This window comes from Streptomyces sp. YPW6, from assembly GCF_018866325.1.
Classification (GTDB): Bacteria; Actinomycetota; Actinomycetes; order Streptomycetales; family Streptomycetaceae; genus Streptomyces.
Map to the genome: position 1 here is coordinate 5,491,231 of NZ_CP076457.1, position 15,715 is coordinate 5,506,945.

A 15,715-nucleotide genomic window follows, 5' to 3' on the forward strand; every position below is an offset into this window, starting at 1 on the left:
GTGACCCGAACCCGGTGACCCGAGGCGCCGGGCAGGCGGCGGGGGCGTCGGACCGTTACGGCTTCTCCAGCCAGCCTTCGTACTCGGCGGCGAACTCGTCCAGCGCGGACGGGTCCAGGCGGCCGGCCGCGTCCTCCACGACCACCAGCCACTGGGCGTCCTCGGCGTCGTCCTCGCCGGCCAGCGCGTCCCGCACGAGCTGGGGCTCCTCGGTCACGCCGAAACGGTCCGCCAGACCCTCGGCCACCTCCTCGGCGGCGTCGCGGTCGGGCAGCACCAGTACATGTCTCACATCGCTCACCCGGACATTCTCCGGTACAGGCCGCCGTGGCCCGCCCCCGGGAGGAGACCGGACCGCCCGGGCTGTCAGTGGGGCGTGGGATGCTGGATGACGATGGCCACCAGGAAGAACTCCACCGACGATCCGCTCGCCCCCGTCACCCTCGCCGTGGGCCAGGAGGACCTCCTCCTAGACCGTGCGGTGCAGCAGGTGGTGGCGGCAGCGCGTGCTGCCGACGCCGACACGGACGTACGTGATCTGACGTCCGACCAGTTGCAGCCCGGCACGCTCGCCGAGCTCACCAGCCCCTCGCTCTTCGCCGAGCGCAAGGTCGTGATCGTGCGCAGCGCGCAGGACCTCTCGGCCGACACGGTCAAGGACGTCAAGGCGTATCTCGGTGCGCCGGTCGAGGAGATCACGCTCGTCCTGCTGCACGCGGGTGGGGCCAAGGGCAAGGGGCTGCTGGACGCGGCGCGCAAGGCCGGTGCGCGGGAGGTCGCCTGCCCGAAGACGACCAAGCCGGCCGAGCGGCTCTCGTTCGTCCGGTCGGAGTTCCGGACCCACGGGCGGTCCGCGACCCCGGAGGCGTGCCAGGCGCTGGTCGACTCCATCGGCAGCGATCTGCGGGAGCTGGCCAGTGCGGTGTCCCAGCTGATCGCGGACGTCGAGGGCACGATCGACGAGGCGGTCGTCGGGCGGTATTACACCGGGCGGGCCGAGGCGTCGTCGTTCACCGTCGCCGACCGGGCGGTCGAGGGGCGGGCGGCGGAGGCGCTGGAGGCGCTGCGCTGGTCGTTGTCGACCGGGGTCCCGCCCGTCCTGATCACCAGCGCGCTGGCGCAGGGGGTGCGGGCGATCGGGAAGCTGTCCTCTGCCCGGGGCGGCCGGCCGGCGGATCTGGCCCGGGAGCTGGGGATGCCGCCGTGGAAGATCGACCGGGTGCGGCAGCAGATGCGGGGGTGGACACCGGACGGGGTCGCGGTGGCCCTGCGGGCCGTGGCCGCCGCGGACGCGGGAGTGAAGGGCGGGGGTGACGACCCCGAGTACGCCCTGGAGAAGGCCGTCGTCGTCGTCGCTCGCGCCGCGCGAGCGGGGCGGTAGGGCTTTCCCGGGCGGGGTGGGCGGGGCTGCTGCGGCCTGCAGGGTCGCGCCGATCCCACCGACCGGTCCACCCTTCGTGGCCGTGGCCGTGGCCATGGCCGTGGCCGGGGCCGGTGGGATCGACGGGATCGGCGGCACCGCCTCCGCGTCGCGCTGGGGGAGGACGCGGGTGCTCGTGCGATCACCCGGGTCCGCCCGTCGAACGACGGACGGCCTGCGGGCGCCGCCGGACGGGTCGGCGGGCGTCGCCGGACGGGCTGGAAACGCGGAAGCCCCGGAGCGCTGACCTGGGGAGATCGGCGGCCGGGGCTTCCGGTTCGTGCTGGGGTGCGCCGCACCCGCGTGGCGAACGCAGGTTCGGTGTGCGGCGCGGGGGCCGGGCAGGGGCGGGAGAGAGGGCCCGCTGATCCGTTCCGGCTATGTCACATCAGTGAGCTTCGGGAGGAAGCTCAGGCCTGCAGGGAGGCAACCTTGGACGCCAGCGCCGACTTCTTGTTGGCGGCGGCGTTCTTGTGGATGACACCCTTCGAGACGGCCTTGTCGAGCTGACGGGAAGCGTCGCGAGCGGCCGAGGTGGCCTTCTCGACGTCACCGGCGACGACGGCCTCGCGGGCCTTGCGGATCGCGGTCTTGAGCGACGACTTGACGGCCTTGTTGCGCAGGCGCGCCTTCTCGTTGGTCTTGTTCCGCTTGATCTGGGACTTGATGTTCGCCACGAAAGAGCCTTTTCAGGTTCGGTTGGATCTATCAGATGCGCTCGCCGGCCCACAGGGGTCACCGAGCACAGCTGTCCACGGTAGCAGTCACCCTCCGACCGGCCCAAACCGGTCGCTGCCCCGCAGGCGTGGGACGATGGAGCCTACGTATCGATCCGACCGACGATCCGACCGACCCGACAACGACCCGAGACACGGCGTTCGGCGTCTCAAGAATCAGGACCCTGCGTGCCCGCGACTCCTTCCAACGTGCCCGAGCCGAGCCGTACCGACCCGGCGCTGATCCGCAATTTCTGCATCATCGCGCACATCGACCACGGCAAGTCGACCCTTGCCGACCGGATGCTCCAGCTGACCGGTGTGGTCGACCAGCGGCAGATGCGTGCTCAGTACCTCGACCGGATGGACATCGAGCGCGAGCGCGGCATCACCATCAAGTCCCAGGCGGTCCGGCTGCCCTGGGCGCCCACCGAGGGCGAGGACAAGGGGCTGACCCACGTCCTCAACATGATCGACACCCCGGGCCACGTGGACTTCACCTACGAGGTCTCCCGTTCGCTCGCCGCCTGCGAGGGCACGATCCTGCTGGTCGACGCCGCGCAGGGCATCGAGGCCCAGACGCTGGCCAACCTCTACCTCGCGATGGAGAACGACCTCACCATCGTCCCGGTGCTCAACAAGATCGACCTCCCGGCCGCCCAGCCGGAGAAGTTCTCCGAGGAGCTGGCCAACCTCATCGGCTGCCAGCCCGAGGACGTGCTCAAGGTCTCCGCCAAGACCGGCATCGGCGTGGACGCGCTGCTGGACCGGGTCGTGCGCGACGTCCCGGCCCCGGTCGGCGTCGCGGACGCGCCCGCCCGCGCGATGATCTTCGACTCGGTCTACGACTCGTACCGCGGTGTCGTCACCTACGTCCGTGTCGTCGACGGCCAGCTGAACAAGCGCGAGCGCATCAGGATGATGTCGACCGGCGCCACCCACGAGCTGCTGGAGATCGGGGTGTCCTCCCCGGAGATGACCCCGGCCGACGGCATCGGCGTGGGCGAGGTCGGCTACATCATCACCGGTGTGAAGGACGTCCGGCAGTCCAAGGTCGGTGACACGATCACCTCCCTGCACAACGGGGCAGAGGAGCCGCTGGGCGGTTACAAGGACCCGAAGCCGATGGTGTTCTCCGGGCTCTACCCGCTGGACGGCTCCGACTACCCGGACCTGCGCGAGGCGCTGGACAAGCTCCAGCTCAACGACGCCGCCCTGGTCTACGAGCCGGAGACCTCCGCCGCGCTCGGCTTCGGTTTCCGTGTCGGCTTCCTCGGCCTGCTCCACCTGGACGTGGTCCGGGAGCGGCTGGAGCGCGAGTTCGGTCTCGACCTGATCGCCACCGCCCCGAACGTGGTCTACCGGGTCGAGATGGAGGACGGCACCGAGCACACCGTCACCAACCCGAGCGAGTTCCCCGAGGGCAAGATCGACAAGGTGCACGAGCCGGTCGTGCGGGCGACGGTGCTGGCCCCGAGCGAGTTCATCGGCGCGATCATGGAGCTCTGCCAGGGGCGGCGCGGCACCCTGCTCGGCATGGACTACCTCTCCGAGGACCGGGTCGAGATCCGCTACACCCTGCCGCTCGCGGAGATCGTCTTCGACTTCTTCGACCAGCTGAAGTCCAAGACCCGCGGGTACGCCTCCCTCGACTACGAGCCCACCGGCGAGCAGACGGCCAACCTCGTCAAGGTCGACATCCTGCTGCACGGCGACAAGGTGGACGCGTTCTCCGCGGTCACGCACAAGGACAAGGCGTACGCGTACGGCGTCCGGCTCGTCGCCAAGCTGCAGAAGCTCATCCCCCGGCAGAACTTCGAGGTGCCGATCCAGGCGGCGATCGGCGCCCGGGTCATCGCCCGTGAGACCGTCCGCGCCATCCGCAAGGACGTCCTCGCCAAGTGCTACGGCGGTGACATCTCCCGTAAGCGGAAGCTGCTGGAGAAGCAGAAGGAAGGCAAGAAGCGGATGAAGATGGTCGGCAACGTGGAGGTTCCGCAGGACGCCTTCATCTCCGTCCTGTCGACCGACGAGTCCGCGGGGGACGGCAAGGGCAAGAAGTAGCCCTCCCGGGCCCGGCCCCGGCGCCGGGAAGCAGTCCCCTCGGGGCCGCCGCCCGGCCGGAGCCCGCACGGCCTCGCCCGCCCCGCCCGGGACCGGGCCGGTGAACGGTGCCAAGGGCCCTCACGCCGCAGTACCGTGCGGCGTGAGGGCCCTTTCGTTATGAAAGCGGCGGCCCGTTGCCTCTTACGTGGGGCGCGCGTGCGCTCTACTCTGATCACGCATCGATGGTTACTCGCCAGTTAAACAAGCTGAACAAGCAGGTTGCGCAGCAGGACAGCAGCAGTAGTCGCAGGATCAAAGAAGCCGGTCGTAGCAATGCCGCAGGCCCGGAGGACGTCGTGAGCGACACACAGACCTTGATCGACAACCGGCCGCCCTCCGTGGCGTCCCTCTTCATCGACCGCGTGGCGGCGACCCCGGACGGGGAGGCGTACCGCTATCCGGTGCCGTCCGCCTCGGGCGAGGGGCCCGACGACTGGAAGTCGCTGAGCTGGGGCCAGGCCGCTGAGCGGGTCTACGCGATCGCCGCCGGGCTGATCGCGCTCGGCGTGCAGCCGGAGGAGCGGGTCGCCCTCTCCTCGGCCACCCGGGTGGAGTGGGTCCTCATCGACCTCGGGGTGATGTGCGCGGGCGCCGCGACCACGACGATCTACCCCTCCACGAACGCCGAGGAGTCCGCGTTCATCCTCGCCGACTCCGAGAGCCGGATCCTCATCGCGGAGGACGCCGAGCAGCTGGCGAAGGCCCGCGAGCGCCGTGCCGAACTGCCCGACCTCGCCCATGTCGTCGTCATCGACCCGGCCGGCGCCGAGCCCGCCGAGGACGATCCCGAGGGCTGGATCGTCACCCTCGCGGACCTGGAGGCCCGGGGCGGCGAGCTGCTCGCCAAGACCCCGGACGCGGTGACCGAGCGGGTCGCCGCCATCACCGCCGACCAGCTCGCGACCCTCATCTACACCTCCGGCACCACCGGCCGGCCCAAGGGCGTACGGCTGCCGCACGACAACTGGTCGTACATGGCCAAGGCCACCGTCTCGACCGGCCTCATCAACGCCGACGACGTGCAGTACCTCTGGCTGCCGCTCGCCCACGTCTTCGGCAAGGTCCTCACCTCGGGCCAGATCGAGGTCGGCCACGTCACGGCGATCGACGGCCGCATCGACAAGATCATCGAGAACCTGCCGGTCGTCCAGCCGACCTACATGGCCGCCGTTCCCCGGATCTTCGAGAAGGTCTACAACGGGGTCGCTTCCAAGGCGCGTGCGGGCGGCGGCGCCAAGTACAAGATCTTCCAGTGGGCGGCGGGGGTGGCCCGCGAGTACGCCAAGGTCTCCCAGGACACCTTCCGGCGCACCGGCAAGGCGTCCGTCCCCTTCGCACTCGGCGCCAAGCACAAGGTCGCCGACGCGCTCGTCTTCTCCAAGATCCGCGAGGCCTTCGGCGGCCGGCTGCGCGCCTGCGTCTCCGGCTCCGCCGCCCTCGCGCCGGACATCGGCTACTTCTTCGCGGGCGCCGGGGTGCACATCCTGGAGGGCTACGGCCTCACCGAGAGCAGCGCCGCCTCCTTCGTCAACCCGGGCGAGGCCTACCGCACCGGCACCGTCGGCAAGCCGCTCCCCGGCACCGAGGTGCGCATCGCGGACGACGGCGAGATCCTGCTGCGCGGCCCCGGCATCATGCAGGGCTACCACAAGCTGCCCGACAAGACCGAGGAGGTCCTGGAGTCGGACGGCTGGTTCCACACCGGGGACATCGGCGAGCTGTCGGCCGACGGCTACCTGCGCATCACCGACCGCAAGAAGGACCTGATCAAGACGTCGGGCGGCAAGTACGTCGCCCCGGCGGAGGTCGAGGGCCAGTTCAAGGCGGTCTGCCCGTTCGTCTCCAACATCCTGGTGCACGGCGCGGACCGTAACTTCTGCACCGCGCTCATCGCACTCGACGGCCCCACCGTCCTCGGCTGGGCCGCGGAGAACGGCCTGGAGGGCAAGTCGTACGCGGAGGTCGTCGCTGCCCCGCAGACCGTCGAGCTGATCGACGGCTACGTCAAGCGCCTCAACGAGGGCCTCCAGCGCTGGCAGACCATCAAGAAGTTCCGGCTGCTGCCGCGCGACCTGGACGTCGAGCACGGCGAGCTGACCCCCAGCCTCAAGCTTAAGCGGCCGGTCGTCGAGCGCGAGTACCAGGGGCTCATCGACGAGATGTACGCGGGCTCACGAGAGGCCTGATGTACGCAGGCTCGCGCGAGGCTCAGCGGCTGCGCGCGTGAACCCGTCCGGGGGCTCGGCCCCGGACGGGTACGGGCGGGGAGTGCGGACCCTCACGGGCGCGGACTCCCCGCCCGGTTGTCTTCCGTGCGCCGGGCCGTACGTTTCCGTGCGCCGGAGCCCGGCCGGGGCCACGGGCCGCCCGGCGCCTCCCGCCCTCCGCCTCGGCCCTCGTCCTCCGCCTCGGCCCTCGTCCTCCGCCTCGTCCCTCGCCTTCCGCCTCATTCGGCGTTTTCCGCTTTCTGTCTCAGCAGCGGTCTTCCGCCCCGCCTCCCGCGTCTCAGCAGCGGCCTTCCGCCCCGCCTCCCGCCTCAGCCGCGGCCGCCCCACGGACGGCCCGCCGTCCACCGCTCACCGCTCGCCGCCCCCCTGCGCCTCAGCCGCGACGGGCCGCAGGACCCCGGCGAGCAGGACCACCAGCACTCCGGCGGCGGGGATCACCAGCAGGCCGGTGCGCAGGCCGGCCGCGTCGGCTACCTGGCCGACGACCGAGGGTGACAGCAGGAAGCCCAGCCGCATGAGCCAGGAGACGATCGTGAGACCCGAGCCGGGCTTGAGGCCGGGGAGTACGTCGGCCTCGTGCATCGCCGCGGGCACCAGGGTCGCCACCCCGAATCCGGCCAGGGCGAAGCCCAGGACCGTACCGGGCAGCGTCGGCACCGCCAGGGCGAGACCCATCCCGGCCGCGGTGATCAGACCGCCGGACCGGGCCACGGCGCGCTGCCCGAAGCGGTCGACGAGGCGGTCCCCGATGACGCGCCCGATGAACTGGGCGCCCACCAGAGCGATGAAGCCCCAGGCGGCGAGTGCCGCGGAGGCGTGCAGGGCGTCGCTCAGATAGAGAGCGGCCCAGGAGTTTCCCGCGTCCTCCACGAGTGTCCCGGCTGTGGCGATCAGGACGAGGGCCGCCAGCACGAACCGGACCCGCGAGGTGCCGCGCGCCCCCTTCGCACCGAGCGCTTCCCGGCCGGTCTCCTCCGGTCCGTTGTCCGGCCCCGGGAGGCAGAAGCGCAGAGCGGCCACGGCGGCGGCCACGAGGACGGCGGCCGAGCCCGCGAGGTGAACGCCCAGCGACAGGCCCAGCGACATCGCCCCCGCCGCCATCAGGCCGCCGGTGACGGCGCCGATGGACCAGATCGCGTGGAAGGAATTGAGGATGGACCGTCCGTAGAGCCGCTGCACCCGCAGACCGTGCGCGTTCTGCGCCACGTCCGTGAGGGCGTCCATGGCCCCGGCCAGGAACAGGGAGACGGCGAACAGGGCGACCGACGGGGCCAGGCCGGCGGCCAGGATCCCCGCACCAGTCAGCAGGGTCCCGAGGACCGCGACCCGCGCCGAGCCCATGCGGCGGACCAGTACCCCCGCCGCGAGGCCGGCCGTGATGGCCCCCGCCGGGAACGCGGCGACGGCGAGGCCGTAGGCGCCGTTGCCGATCGCCAGGTCCTCCTTGATCTGCGGATACCTCGGCAGCAGGTTGGCGAACAGGGCCCCGTTCGTGAAGAACAGGACGGCCACGGCGGCCCGCGCGTTGCGGGCTGCGGGGAGGGGCCGTGTCTCGATGTCGACGGTCATGCGGACGACCCTAGCTCCAGAGCGTACGAACGTACACTCGTCGCGACGCTGCATTCCGACCGCGTGTCAGCTGCTTCTCTCCGGGGGTGGCGGCTGTTTCTCTCCGAGAGCGAGCGGGGGACCGGTGCCCGCCGTATGCGCGTCCGGTTAGGCTGACCTTGCCTGGTGTGGTACCCGGCGGACGGAACGGGCAGAGGCGGGGCGCAGGTGAGAGACGGTGACCGGGCTCGTGCCCGCCGTGCGCCCGGCGGGGCGGGAGCGCTCATGCGGGTGGGACCGGCGCGGGCGACGCGATCCGCGGCTCGGGAGCCGGTGTCCGGGGTGAGGTGTCGTGGATAAGATCGCGCTCGCGGCCGGGGCCCTGTACGTCATCGTCCTGCTGCGCGCCGGAGGGACGTTCGCCGTCGGGTGGCTCGCCGGAGCCGGTGCCCGGCGCGGCAGGTTCGCCGCGCGGACCTCCTCGGCGAAGTTCCGGCGTGCCGAGCGGGCGATCCAGCGGTGGGGCGCGCCGGTGGTGGCCGTCTCCTTCCTGACGGTCGGGTTCCAGACCGCCGCCAACTTCCTCGCGGGCAGCATGCGCATGCCCCTGTCGCGCTACCTCCCGGCCCTGTTCGCGGGCGGAGCCGCCTGGGCGCTGATCTACGCGACCGCCGGATTCGGTTTCCTCAAGGCGCTGGGGCGTCTCTTCGCCGAGCGGACGGCCTACGGAGTGTCCGCCGTGGCCGTCCTCCTGCTCGTGGTCGGCGTGGTGGTGTACCGCAGGCGACGCGCGGTGGCCGTCCCGTCCCCCGGCGACGCCGCCTCCGGCGAGTCGTAAATCCGTCCCGCGCGTTCGAATCTGCTCGATTTTCTGCTCACTTCCGTAACTCGGTGCTTATGAATGCGGCCGGTCTGTCACTCTGTCGGTGTCGTCCGACCGTAGGAGCCGCCCCGTGGCGCCCATCCCCTTGCAGCGGGACCCCGTGCAGCGTTCCCGCGCCCTCCGTGCCGGGGGCGCGCACGGCCCACGCCTGGCCAGCCGCACCAGCCTGCCCGGGATACCGCTCGCCCCGTCCGCCGCCCGGCGGTTCGTGCGGGCCGCGCTCGCGGAGTGGACCGGGCTCGGGGTGCCCGCCGCCGTGGGCTTCAGCGACCGGTTGGCCGACGATGCCGTGACCGTCACCAATGAGCTGGTCACCAATGCCGTCGTGCACGCCGGCACCACCGTCGACCTGGTCCTCAGGCTGGAGGAGGAGGGCGGCGACGAACCGGCCGCCGCCCTCCTCCTGGAGGTCACCGACCACCACCCGGCCCGCCCGGTCGGCGGCGACGAGCCGGAGTCCGGGCCGGAACCGGACGCGGCGGCCGCGGGGGAGCTCCCGGACCCCGCCGAGTACGGCCGGGGGCTTCACCTCGTCGCGACCCTCGCCGACTCCTGGGGCATCACCTACCGCACCGGCCTCAAGACCGTCTGGGCCCGCCTCCCCGTCGACGACTGGAGCGCCCCGCCCGCCCCGCCCGATGGGGAGGCGCTGCGGCGCGGCCTGCGTGCCGCCGAGATCCTCGCCCCCGCACCCCGGCGCACCGAGCGCGACGACGCGGTCTGGGACAGCCGGGGCGCCCCCGCCTTTCTCGCCGAGGCCTCCGACCTCCTCGCCGGGCAGCTCGACGAGGACCTGGTGGCCGCCATAGCGGGCCAGCTGCTGGTGCCCCGGCTCGCGGACTGGTGCGCGATCTGGCTGGAGACCGAGGGCGGGGGACCGGCCGCCGAACCCCGGCTCGCCCGGGTCTGGCACAGCGACGAGACCGGCGTCGAGCCCCTGCGCGACGCCCTGGAGCGGGCCCCGCTCACCCTTCCCGCCGGGGCGGGCTCCGGCCCCGTCGCCGTGCCCTGGCCCGTGCACCCCGCTGACCGGCCGGACGGGTCTGCCGGCCCCGCCGAACAGCCCGGTCGGCCCGCGAGCCCCGCCGAACAGCCCGGTATGCCCGCGAGCCCCGCCGAACAGCCCGGTCGGCCCGCGAGCCCCGCTGACCGGCCGGACGGGTCTGCAGGCCCCGCCGAACAGCCCGGTCGGCCCGCGAGCGCAGCTGTTCGGTCCGGTGTGCCCGCGAGCCCCGCCGAACAGCCCGGTCGGCCCGCGAGCCCCGCTGATCAGCCCGGCCGGCACGGGGAGCCCGACCAGCACGGAGAGCCCGATCAGCAGAGGGAGGCCGACCAGCACGAGGGGCCCGACCAGTACGAGCGGACCGGGGAGGCCGTGCCCCCGTATTCCGGGGGCCGGGACGGGGCCGCGCTCGCCTTCCGCATCACCGCCGGGGGCCGGATGCTCGGCACCGTTCTCGTCGGGCGCGAGGGCGTCGCCCAGGTGCCCGAGGCCGTCTCCTCGCTGATCGAGGACTTCGTCCGCCGCCTCGGCCTCGCCGTCGGCGCCGCCCGCGCCTACACCCGGCAGGCCACCATCAGCCGGATCCTCCAGCGCGGCCTGCTCCCCAGCAAGGTCGCGGACATCCCCGGCGTCACCAGCGCCCTCGTCTACGAACCGAGCGGCGACGGTGTGGTCGGCGGCGACTTCTACGACATCTTCCCGTGCCCCGGTGACCGCTGGTGCTTCGTCCTCGGCGACGTCCAGGGCTCGGGCCCCGAGGCCGCCGTCGTCACCGGACTCGCCCGCCCCTGGCTCCGGCTGCTCTCCCGGGAGGGCTTCGGCGCCGGGGAGGTCCTGGACCGGTTGAACCGCCTGCTCCTCGACGACGCCATGGAGGCCGCCGAGGCTGCCGCCCTGATGGTCGCCGCCGCCGGGGGCCAGCAGCTCCACGACGGCACCCAGTCGCGGTTCCTCTCCCTGTTGTACGGGGAGGTCGTGCCGCTCCCCGACGGCGGGGTCCGCTGCACGGTGGCCAGCGCCGGGCACCCGCTGCCGCTGCTCCTGCGCCCCGACGGCTCCGTACACCCGGCCGCCGAGCCCCAGGTGCTGCTCGGGGTCGTCGAGGACGTGGCGTACGAGAGCCAGGTCTTCGACCTCGCGCCCGGGGACACGCTGCTCTGCGTCACCGACGGGGTGACCGAGCGGCGGTCGGGCCCGCTGATGTTCGACGACGGGGACGGGCTGGCCCGGGTGCTGGCCGGATGCGCCGGGCTGCCCGCCGAGGCCACCGCCGAGAAGATCCGGCGCGCGGTCCACGAGTTCGCCGAGCAGCCCCCGGACGACGACGTGGCCCTGCTGGTCCTGCACGCGGACTGAACGCCCGGACCGGGCCCGGACCGGCCTTCCGCCCCGCCCGCCCGGTCCGGGAGGCCATCAGCCCGATGCCCAGCCACCCGCCCGGAAAGCTCGGGATACCGGCGACAGCCCGCCCGGAAAGCTCGGGATACCCGCGACAGCCTGCCCGGGAAGCTCCGGATACCCGCGACAGCCCGCCCGCCCCGGAAGCCTCCGTGTCCGGCGACAGCCCGCCCGGGCAGCCCCGGATTCCGGTCACGGCCCGCCCGGTCCGGGAAGCTCCGGCGGCGAGCGACAATGGTCGGTATGCCTTCCGTACTGCCCGATGGTGAGCCCGTGCCCGACGACGGGGCGCTGCCCCGCCATGCCCTGGAAGGCGCAGCCGGCCGCCCGCTCGGCTTCTACCTGCACGTCCCGTACTGCGCCACCCGCTGCGGCTACTGCGACTTCAACACCTACACCGCGACCGAGCTGCGCGGCTCCGGCGGTGCGCTGGCCTCCCGCGACAACTACGCCGTCCACCTGATCGAGGAGGTCCGCCAGGCCCGCAAGGTCCTCGGCGACGACCCGCGCCCGGTCCGTACGGTCTTCGTCGGGGGCGGTACCCCGACCCTGCTGCCCGCCGCCGACCTCGTCCGGATGCTGGGGGCGATCCGGGACGAGTTCGGGCTCGCGGACGACGCCGAGATCACCACCGAGGCCAACCCCGAGTCCGTCGGCCCGGCCTACCTCGAAGCCCTGCGCGAGGGCGGCTTCAACCGCGTCTCCTTCGGGATGCAGAGCGCCAGGCAGCACGTCCTGAAGATCCTCGACCGCACCCACACCCCCGGCCGCCCCGAGGCCTGTGTCGCCGAGGCGCGCGCGGCGGGCTTCGACCACGTCAACCTCGACCTGATCTACGGCACCCCCGGCGAGTCCGACGACGACTGGCGCGCCACTCTGGACGCCGCGATCGGCGCGGGCCCCGACCACGTGTCCGCGTACGCGCTGATCGTCGAGGAGGGCACCCAGCTCGCCCGCCGCATCCGGCGCGGCGAGATCCCGATGACCGACGACGACGCCCACGCCGACCGCTACCTCATCGCGGACGAGGCCCTCGCCGCCGCCGGATTCCACTGGTACGAGGTCTCCAACTGGGCCACCACCGAAGCCGGCCGCTGCCTGCACAACGAGCTCTACTGGCGCGGCGCCGACTGGTGGGGCGCGGGCCCCGGCGCCCACAGCCACGTCGGCGGCGTGCGCTGGTGGAACGTGAAGCACCCCGGCGCGTACGCCCAGGCGCTCGCCGAGGGCCGCTCGCCCGGCGCGGGCCGCGAGATCCTCGCCGGGGAGGACCGCCGGGTCGAGCGCGTCCTGCTGGAGCTGCGGCTGCGTGAGGGCTGCCCGCTGGACCTCCTGAAACCCGACGGCCTCGCCGCGTCCCGCCGCGCCCTGACCGACGGGCTGCTGGAGCCGGAACCGTACGGGAGGGGCCGCGCGGTCCTCACCCTGCGCGGGCGGCTCCTCGCCGACGCCGTCGTCCGCGACCTGGTCGACTGAGCCCGGGGGCGAGGCCCTCCCGTCCGGCGAGCCCCCGGGAGGAGGCCCTCACGGCTTGCAGTCCTTCGCCGTCAGCGGCGGCGCGACCCCGGCGGGCTTGCCGCAGACCAGGGTCCGCTCCGCGCTCGGCCCCGGCCGGACCACCTTCACGATGTTGAGGCCGTGCACGTTGTCCGCGACCGAGGACCGGGCCCGGCTGAACGAGATCGTCCCCGTCGGCATGTTGTTCAGGTCCACCGTGTGCAGCGTCGCCCAGGTCTCCGCCGCGCTCCGCCGCCTGTCGCCGCGCGCCGCCGCGTCGTACAGGGCCGCCGTGGCGCTGTAGGCGATCACGGTCTGCCCGCTGGCGAACAGGTCGTCCTCGTACGCCGGACGCCCCGAGACCAGCGCGGCGACCTCCCCGTCGGGGTGCAGCCGTCGCAGGGTGCGGTACGCGTCCCCGTAGAAGCCGAGGTTCTTCCCCCGGTCCAGCGGGGCGAGCGAGGCGTGGTAGAGCGTGACGTTGGCCGCGATGGACGTGGAGTCGTTGAACGTCCCCTTCGTCAGATCGTCGCCGGTGAACACCGTCATCCGCCGGTCCGAGCACCCGGTCGTCTCCGACAGGCCCCGCATCAGCGTCGGCACGTCCTCGACCCGCCCGGCGAAGTACAGCGCGTCCGGCACCCGCTCGGCCCGGCAGATGTTCGTCAGCGGGGCGTTCAGGCTCGCCCCGCCCGCGAGGTCGTACGTCACGTCCTTGCCCGGCTGGAATCCCGCGTCCTCCAGCATCTTGCGGCCCGCGTCCCGCTGCTCGGCGGTGTACCGGTCCAGGTCTCCGTTGAGGTCCTTGCGCGACAGCACGATCGCGTACGGGCGGTCCAGCCCCCGCGCGATCTGCCGGGCCACCAGACCCAGCACATGCGTCTGCTCCTCGTCCGTCGCCGCCAGGCCGAAGTAGTTCGGAAAATCGCGGGGCAGGTCGCTGCTGGAGTTCGTCGTGTTCACCAGCGGCAGCCCGGCCTCGCGCAGCAGCTTCGTCGCCTGCTCGCTCTCCTGGGTGTTCCGGCCGAGACCGACCACCCCGACCACCGTCGGATCCCGCCGGGCCACCTCGATGATCTTCTCCACGGCGGTGATCTGCCGCAGCAGGTCCTCGCCGCCGTTGGCGGTCAGCACCCGCAGCTTCACCGACCGGCGCACCGTCTTGTTCACCGCGCGCTGCTGGAGGTAGACCCCGGTCAGCTCCTCCAGCCCCTTGCGGGTCGCCTCCGGGTCCTTGCCCGTGGCGGTGAGCGGACCGGCGTAGACGATCGTCACATACGCGTCGTCGTCCTCGATGTCGTCGTTCTCCTCGCGGATCGCCTGCTCGATCCGCTCGAACGTGATGCCCTTGCCCGCCCCGTTCAGCTCCAGGTCGTTGCCCCGCGCGAAGAGCACCTCGGGCGCGGTCGCCACCCCCACGCACTCCCGGTCGCCGTCCGGCCCCTGCCAGATCGCGTCCGTGTTCCGGTCGGTCAGCGGCCCGTGGCAGTAGGTGTCGCGCCAGTGCCCCGCCCACAGGAACGCCCCCAGCAGCGAGCCCACGACGGCCACGGCGAGCGTCGCCCGCGACATCACCCACCACGCCCAGGTGCGCCGCACCCGGTGGGTGACGAGCTGCGCGTGGGCGTGCTCATGGGTCAGCTTCTCGGTGGACAGCGGCAGCAGCAGCACCCACGCCAGGGTCGCCGCCGCCACCGGCGACTGGCCCAGGCTCAGATCGTCGACCCAGCGCTCGTAACGGGCCCGCGCACCGGAGGAACCGGTCGGTGTCCCCGGACCCGGCCGCTCCGGGGGCAGCGGCGGGGTGTGCCGCATGATCTCGGAGGCCGGCAGCGAGGCGAGCAGCAGCAGCGGATCCACCTCACTGCGCCGCGACCGTACGTTGTTGATCGCGTTGATCAGCAGGATGCCGCCGTTGTCCTGCGTGGCCCGGGGCAGGAACACCACCGGCGGGACCGTGCGCTTGCTGCGCCGCCAGTCCAGGGAGTGCGGGCGGTAGTTGTGCCGCAGGTCCTCCAGCAGCGCCTGCACCCGCAGCTCCAGATGGAACTGGCGCGCGTACTCGTCGCCCGCCCCCGCGTCCGCCACCCGCTCCGCGACCGCCGCCGCCCGCGCACGGATCACCCGCCACGAACCGCTCGGCGAGAACCACGACCAGCCGTCCGACGGATACCCGGTGCTGGAGGCGGCCAGCGAGGAGGTGGTGGCGAACCACCGGCTGGCCCGGCGCAGCCACAGCAGCGGCGGCGCGGCCCGCCGCGCCAGGCCCACCACCGCGAGCCCGATCAGCGCGACCGTCGCCACCAGGACCGTCAGCAGCCAGTCGATCTCCCCGAGCAGCACGCTGAGCAGGGCGATGAACAGGGCTCCGACGAACGTCTCGGGCCGCACCGACTGCCGCAGCACGTCCCACCGGGTCCCGCCGCGCGGCCTGCCGGAGCGCCAGCGCAACCGGCTCAGCTGCTCCAGAATCCTTTCCTCGCGGACCTCGGCGGGGTTCCCGCCGGACTGCCCCACCACCGTCGCCGTGGCCTGCTCGATCGCCCCGAGCAGCCGCGAGCGCGGAAAGGCGAAACTCTTGTACTGGGTGTTCTCGCGGGTCTCCCACGGCTTCTCCGAGAGCGTGCGCACCATGTCGAGCGCCGCCTCGTACGGAGTCGCCCCCGCGCCGTCCAGCAGCCGCACCGGCACCCGGCGCAACTCGTTGGCCCGGTGCACCTGGTGCACGAGCTGCTCCACCCGCGCGTCGATCTCCGGACCGGCCCCCGCGTCCGCCGCCTGGGCCACCACGAGCGGCATCACCGGGCGGTTGACCCGGTACCGGTCGATCAGCTGCTGCATCAGGTGGAAGACGGCCGAAGCCGCCTCGTTGTCCGCACTGTCCCGCCAGACCTCGCGCGCCATCGCCCGTACCCT

At 72.8% G+C, this 15,715-nt stretch carries 10 protein-coding genes; 6 read left to right on the top strand and 4 right to left on the bottom strand.

Going from position 1 to position 15,715, the window contains the following annotated elements; genetic code table 11:
• Positions 1–55: 55 nt before the first annotated feature.
• A complete protein-coding gene (locus tag KME66_RS24140) occupies positions 56–301 on the bottom strand; it encodes a hypothetical protein (protein ID WP_216325836.1) in 246 nt (81 codons plus the stop codon).
• 93 nt (positions 302–394) lie between these two features.
• Here KME66_RS24140 and holA point away from each other — a divergent pair, with 93 nt between their 5' ends.
• Positions 395–1,381, top strand: a complete 987-nt coding sequence (gene holA / locus KME66_RS24145; RefSeq protein ID WP_216325839.1) for a DNA polymerase III subunit delta — start codon at positions 395–397, stop codon at positions 1,379–1,381.
• Between the two features lie 449 nt (positions 1,382–1,830).
• Here holA and rpsT read toward each other — a convergent pair whose 3' ends face one another.
• Positions 1,831–2,097 (bottom strand): 30S ribosomal protein S20, encoded by a 267-nt coding sequence (gene rpsT / locus KME66_RS24150; RefSeq protein ID WP_073216859.1) that lies wholly within the window; start codon positions 2,095–2,097, stop codon positions 1,831–1,833.
• A 228-nt stretch (positions 2,098–2,325) separates the two neighbouring features.
• Here rpsT and lepA point away from each other — a divergent pair, with 228 nt between their 5' ends.
• The gene (gene lepA / locus KME66_RS24155; RefSeq protein ID WP_073216862.1) at positions 2,326–4,200 is read left to right on the top strand and encodes a translation elongation factor 4; all 1,875 of its coding nucleotides are present in this window, start codon (positions 2,326–2,328) and stop codon (positions 4,198–4,200) included.
• Positions 4,201–4,538: 338 nt separating this feature from the next.
• Positions 4,539–6,428 carry a long-chain fatty acid--CoA ligase gene (locus KME66_RS24160; RefSeq protein WP_073216865.1) on the top strand — a complete coding sequence of 630 codons (1,890 nt, stop codon included), beginning with the start codon at positions 4,539–4,541 and terminating at the stop codon, positions 6,426–6,428.
• 390 nt (positions 6,429–6,818) lie between these two features.
• Here the strand turns inward: KME66_RS24160 and KME66_RS24165 are convergent, their stop codons facing one another.
• Positions 6,819–8,039 (bottom strand): MFS transporter, encoded by a 1,221-nt coding sequence (locus KME66_RS24165; protein ID WP_216325842.1) that lies wholly within the window; start codon positions 8,037–8,039, stop codon positions 6,819–6,821.
• A gap of 331 nt (positions 8,040–8,370) precedes the next feature.
• On the opposite strand from KME66_RS24165, the gene KME66_RS24170 reads away from it, so the two are divergent.
• From KME66_RS24170 to hemW, 3 genes are all read left to right on the top strand, one after another.
• Positions 8,371–8,856, top strand: coding sequence for a DedA family protein (locus KME66_RS24170; RefSeq protein WP_073216869.1), 486 nt, complete (start codon positions 8,371–8,373; stop codon positions 8,854–8,856).
• 115 nt (positions 8,857–8,971) lie between these two features.
• Positions 8,972–11,260, top strand: a complete 2,289-nt coding sequence (locus KME66_RS24175) for a SpoIIE family protein phosphatase (protein ID WP_253208466.1) — start codon at positions 8,972–8,974, stop codon at positions 11,258–11,260.
• 276 nt (positions 11,261–11,536) lie between these two features.
• Positions 11,537–12,778: a radical SAM family heme chaperone HemW gene (gene hemW / locus KME66_RS24180; protein ID WP_073216875.1), complete on the top strand. Its 1,242-nt coding sequence runs from the start codon at positions 11,537–11,539 to the stop codon at positions 12,776–12,778.
• 48 nt (positions 12,779–12,826) lie between these two features.
• On the opposite strand, the gene KME66_RS24185 is transcribed toward hemW, so the two are convergent.
• Positions 12,827–15,703: an ABC transporter substrate-binding protein gene (locus KME66_RS24185; protein ID WP_216325845.1), complete on the bottom strand. Its 2,877-nt coding sequence runs from the start codon at positions 15,701–15,703 to the stop codon at positions 12,827–12,829.
• Positions 15,704–15,715 lie beyond the last annotated feature (12 nt).

Coding starts and splice junctions, on each gene's coding strand:
- holA (WP_216325839.1), top strand. CDS start 395: ATGGCCACCAGGAAGAACTCCACCGACGATCCGCTCGCCCCCGTCACC.
- KME66_RS24165 (WP_216325842.1), bottom strand. CDS start 8,039: ATGACCGTCGACATCGAGACACGGCCCCTCCCCGCAGCCCGCAACGCG.
- hemW (WP_073216875.1), top strand. CDS start 11,537: ATGGTCGGTATGCCTTCCGTACTGCCCGATGGTGAGCCCGTGCCCGAC.
- KME66_RS24185 (WP_216325845.1), bottom strand. CDS start 15,703: ATGGCGCGCGAGGTCTGGCGGGACAGTGCGGACAACGAGGCGGCTTCG.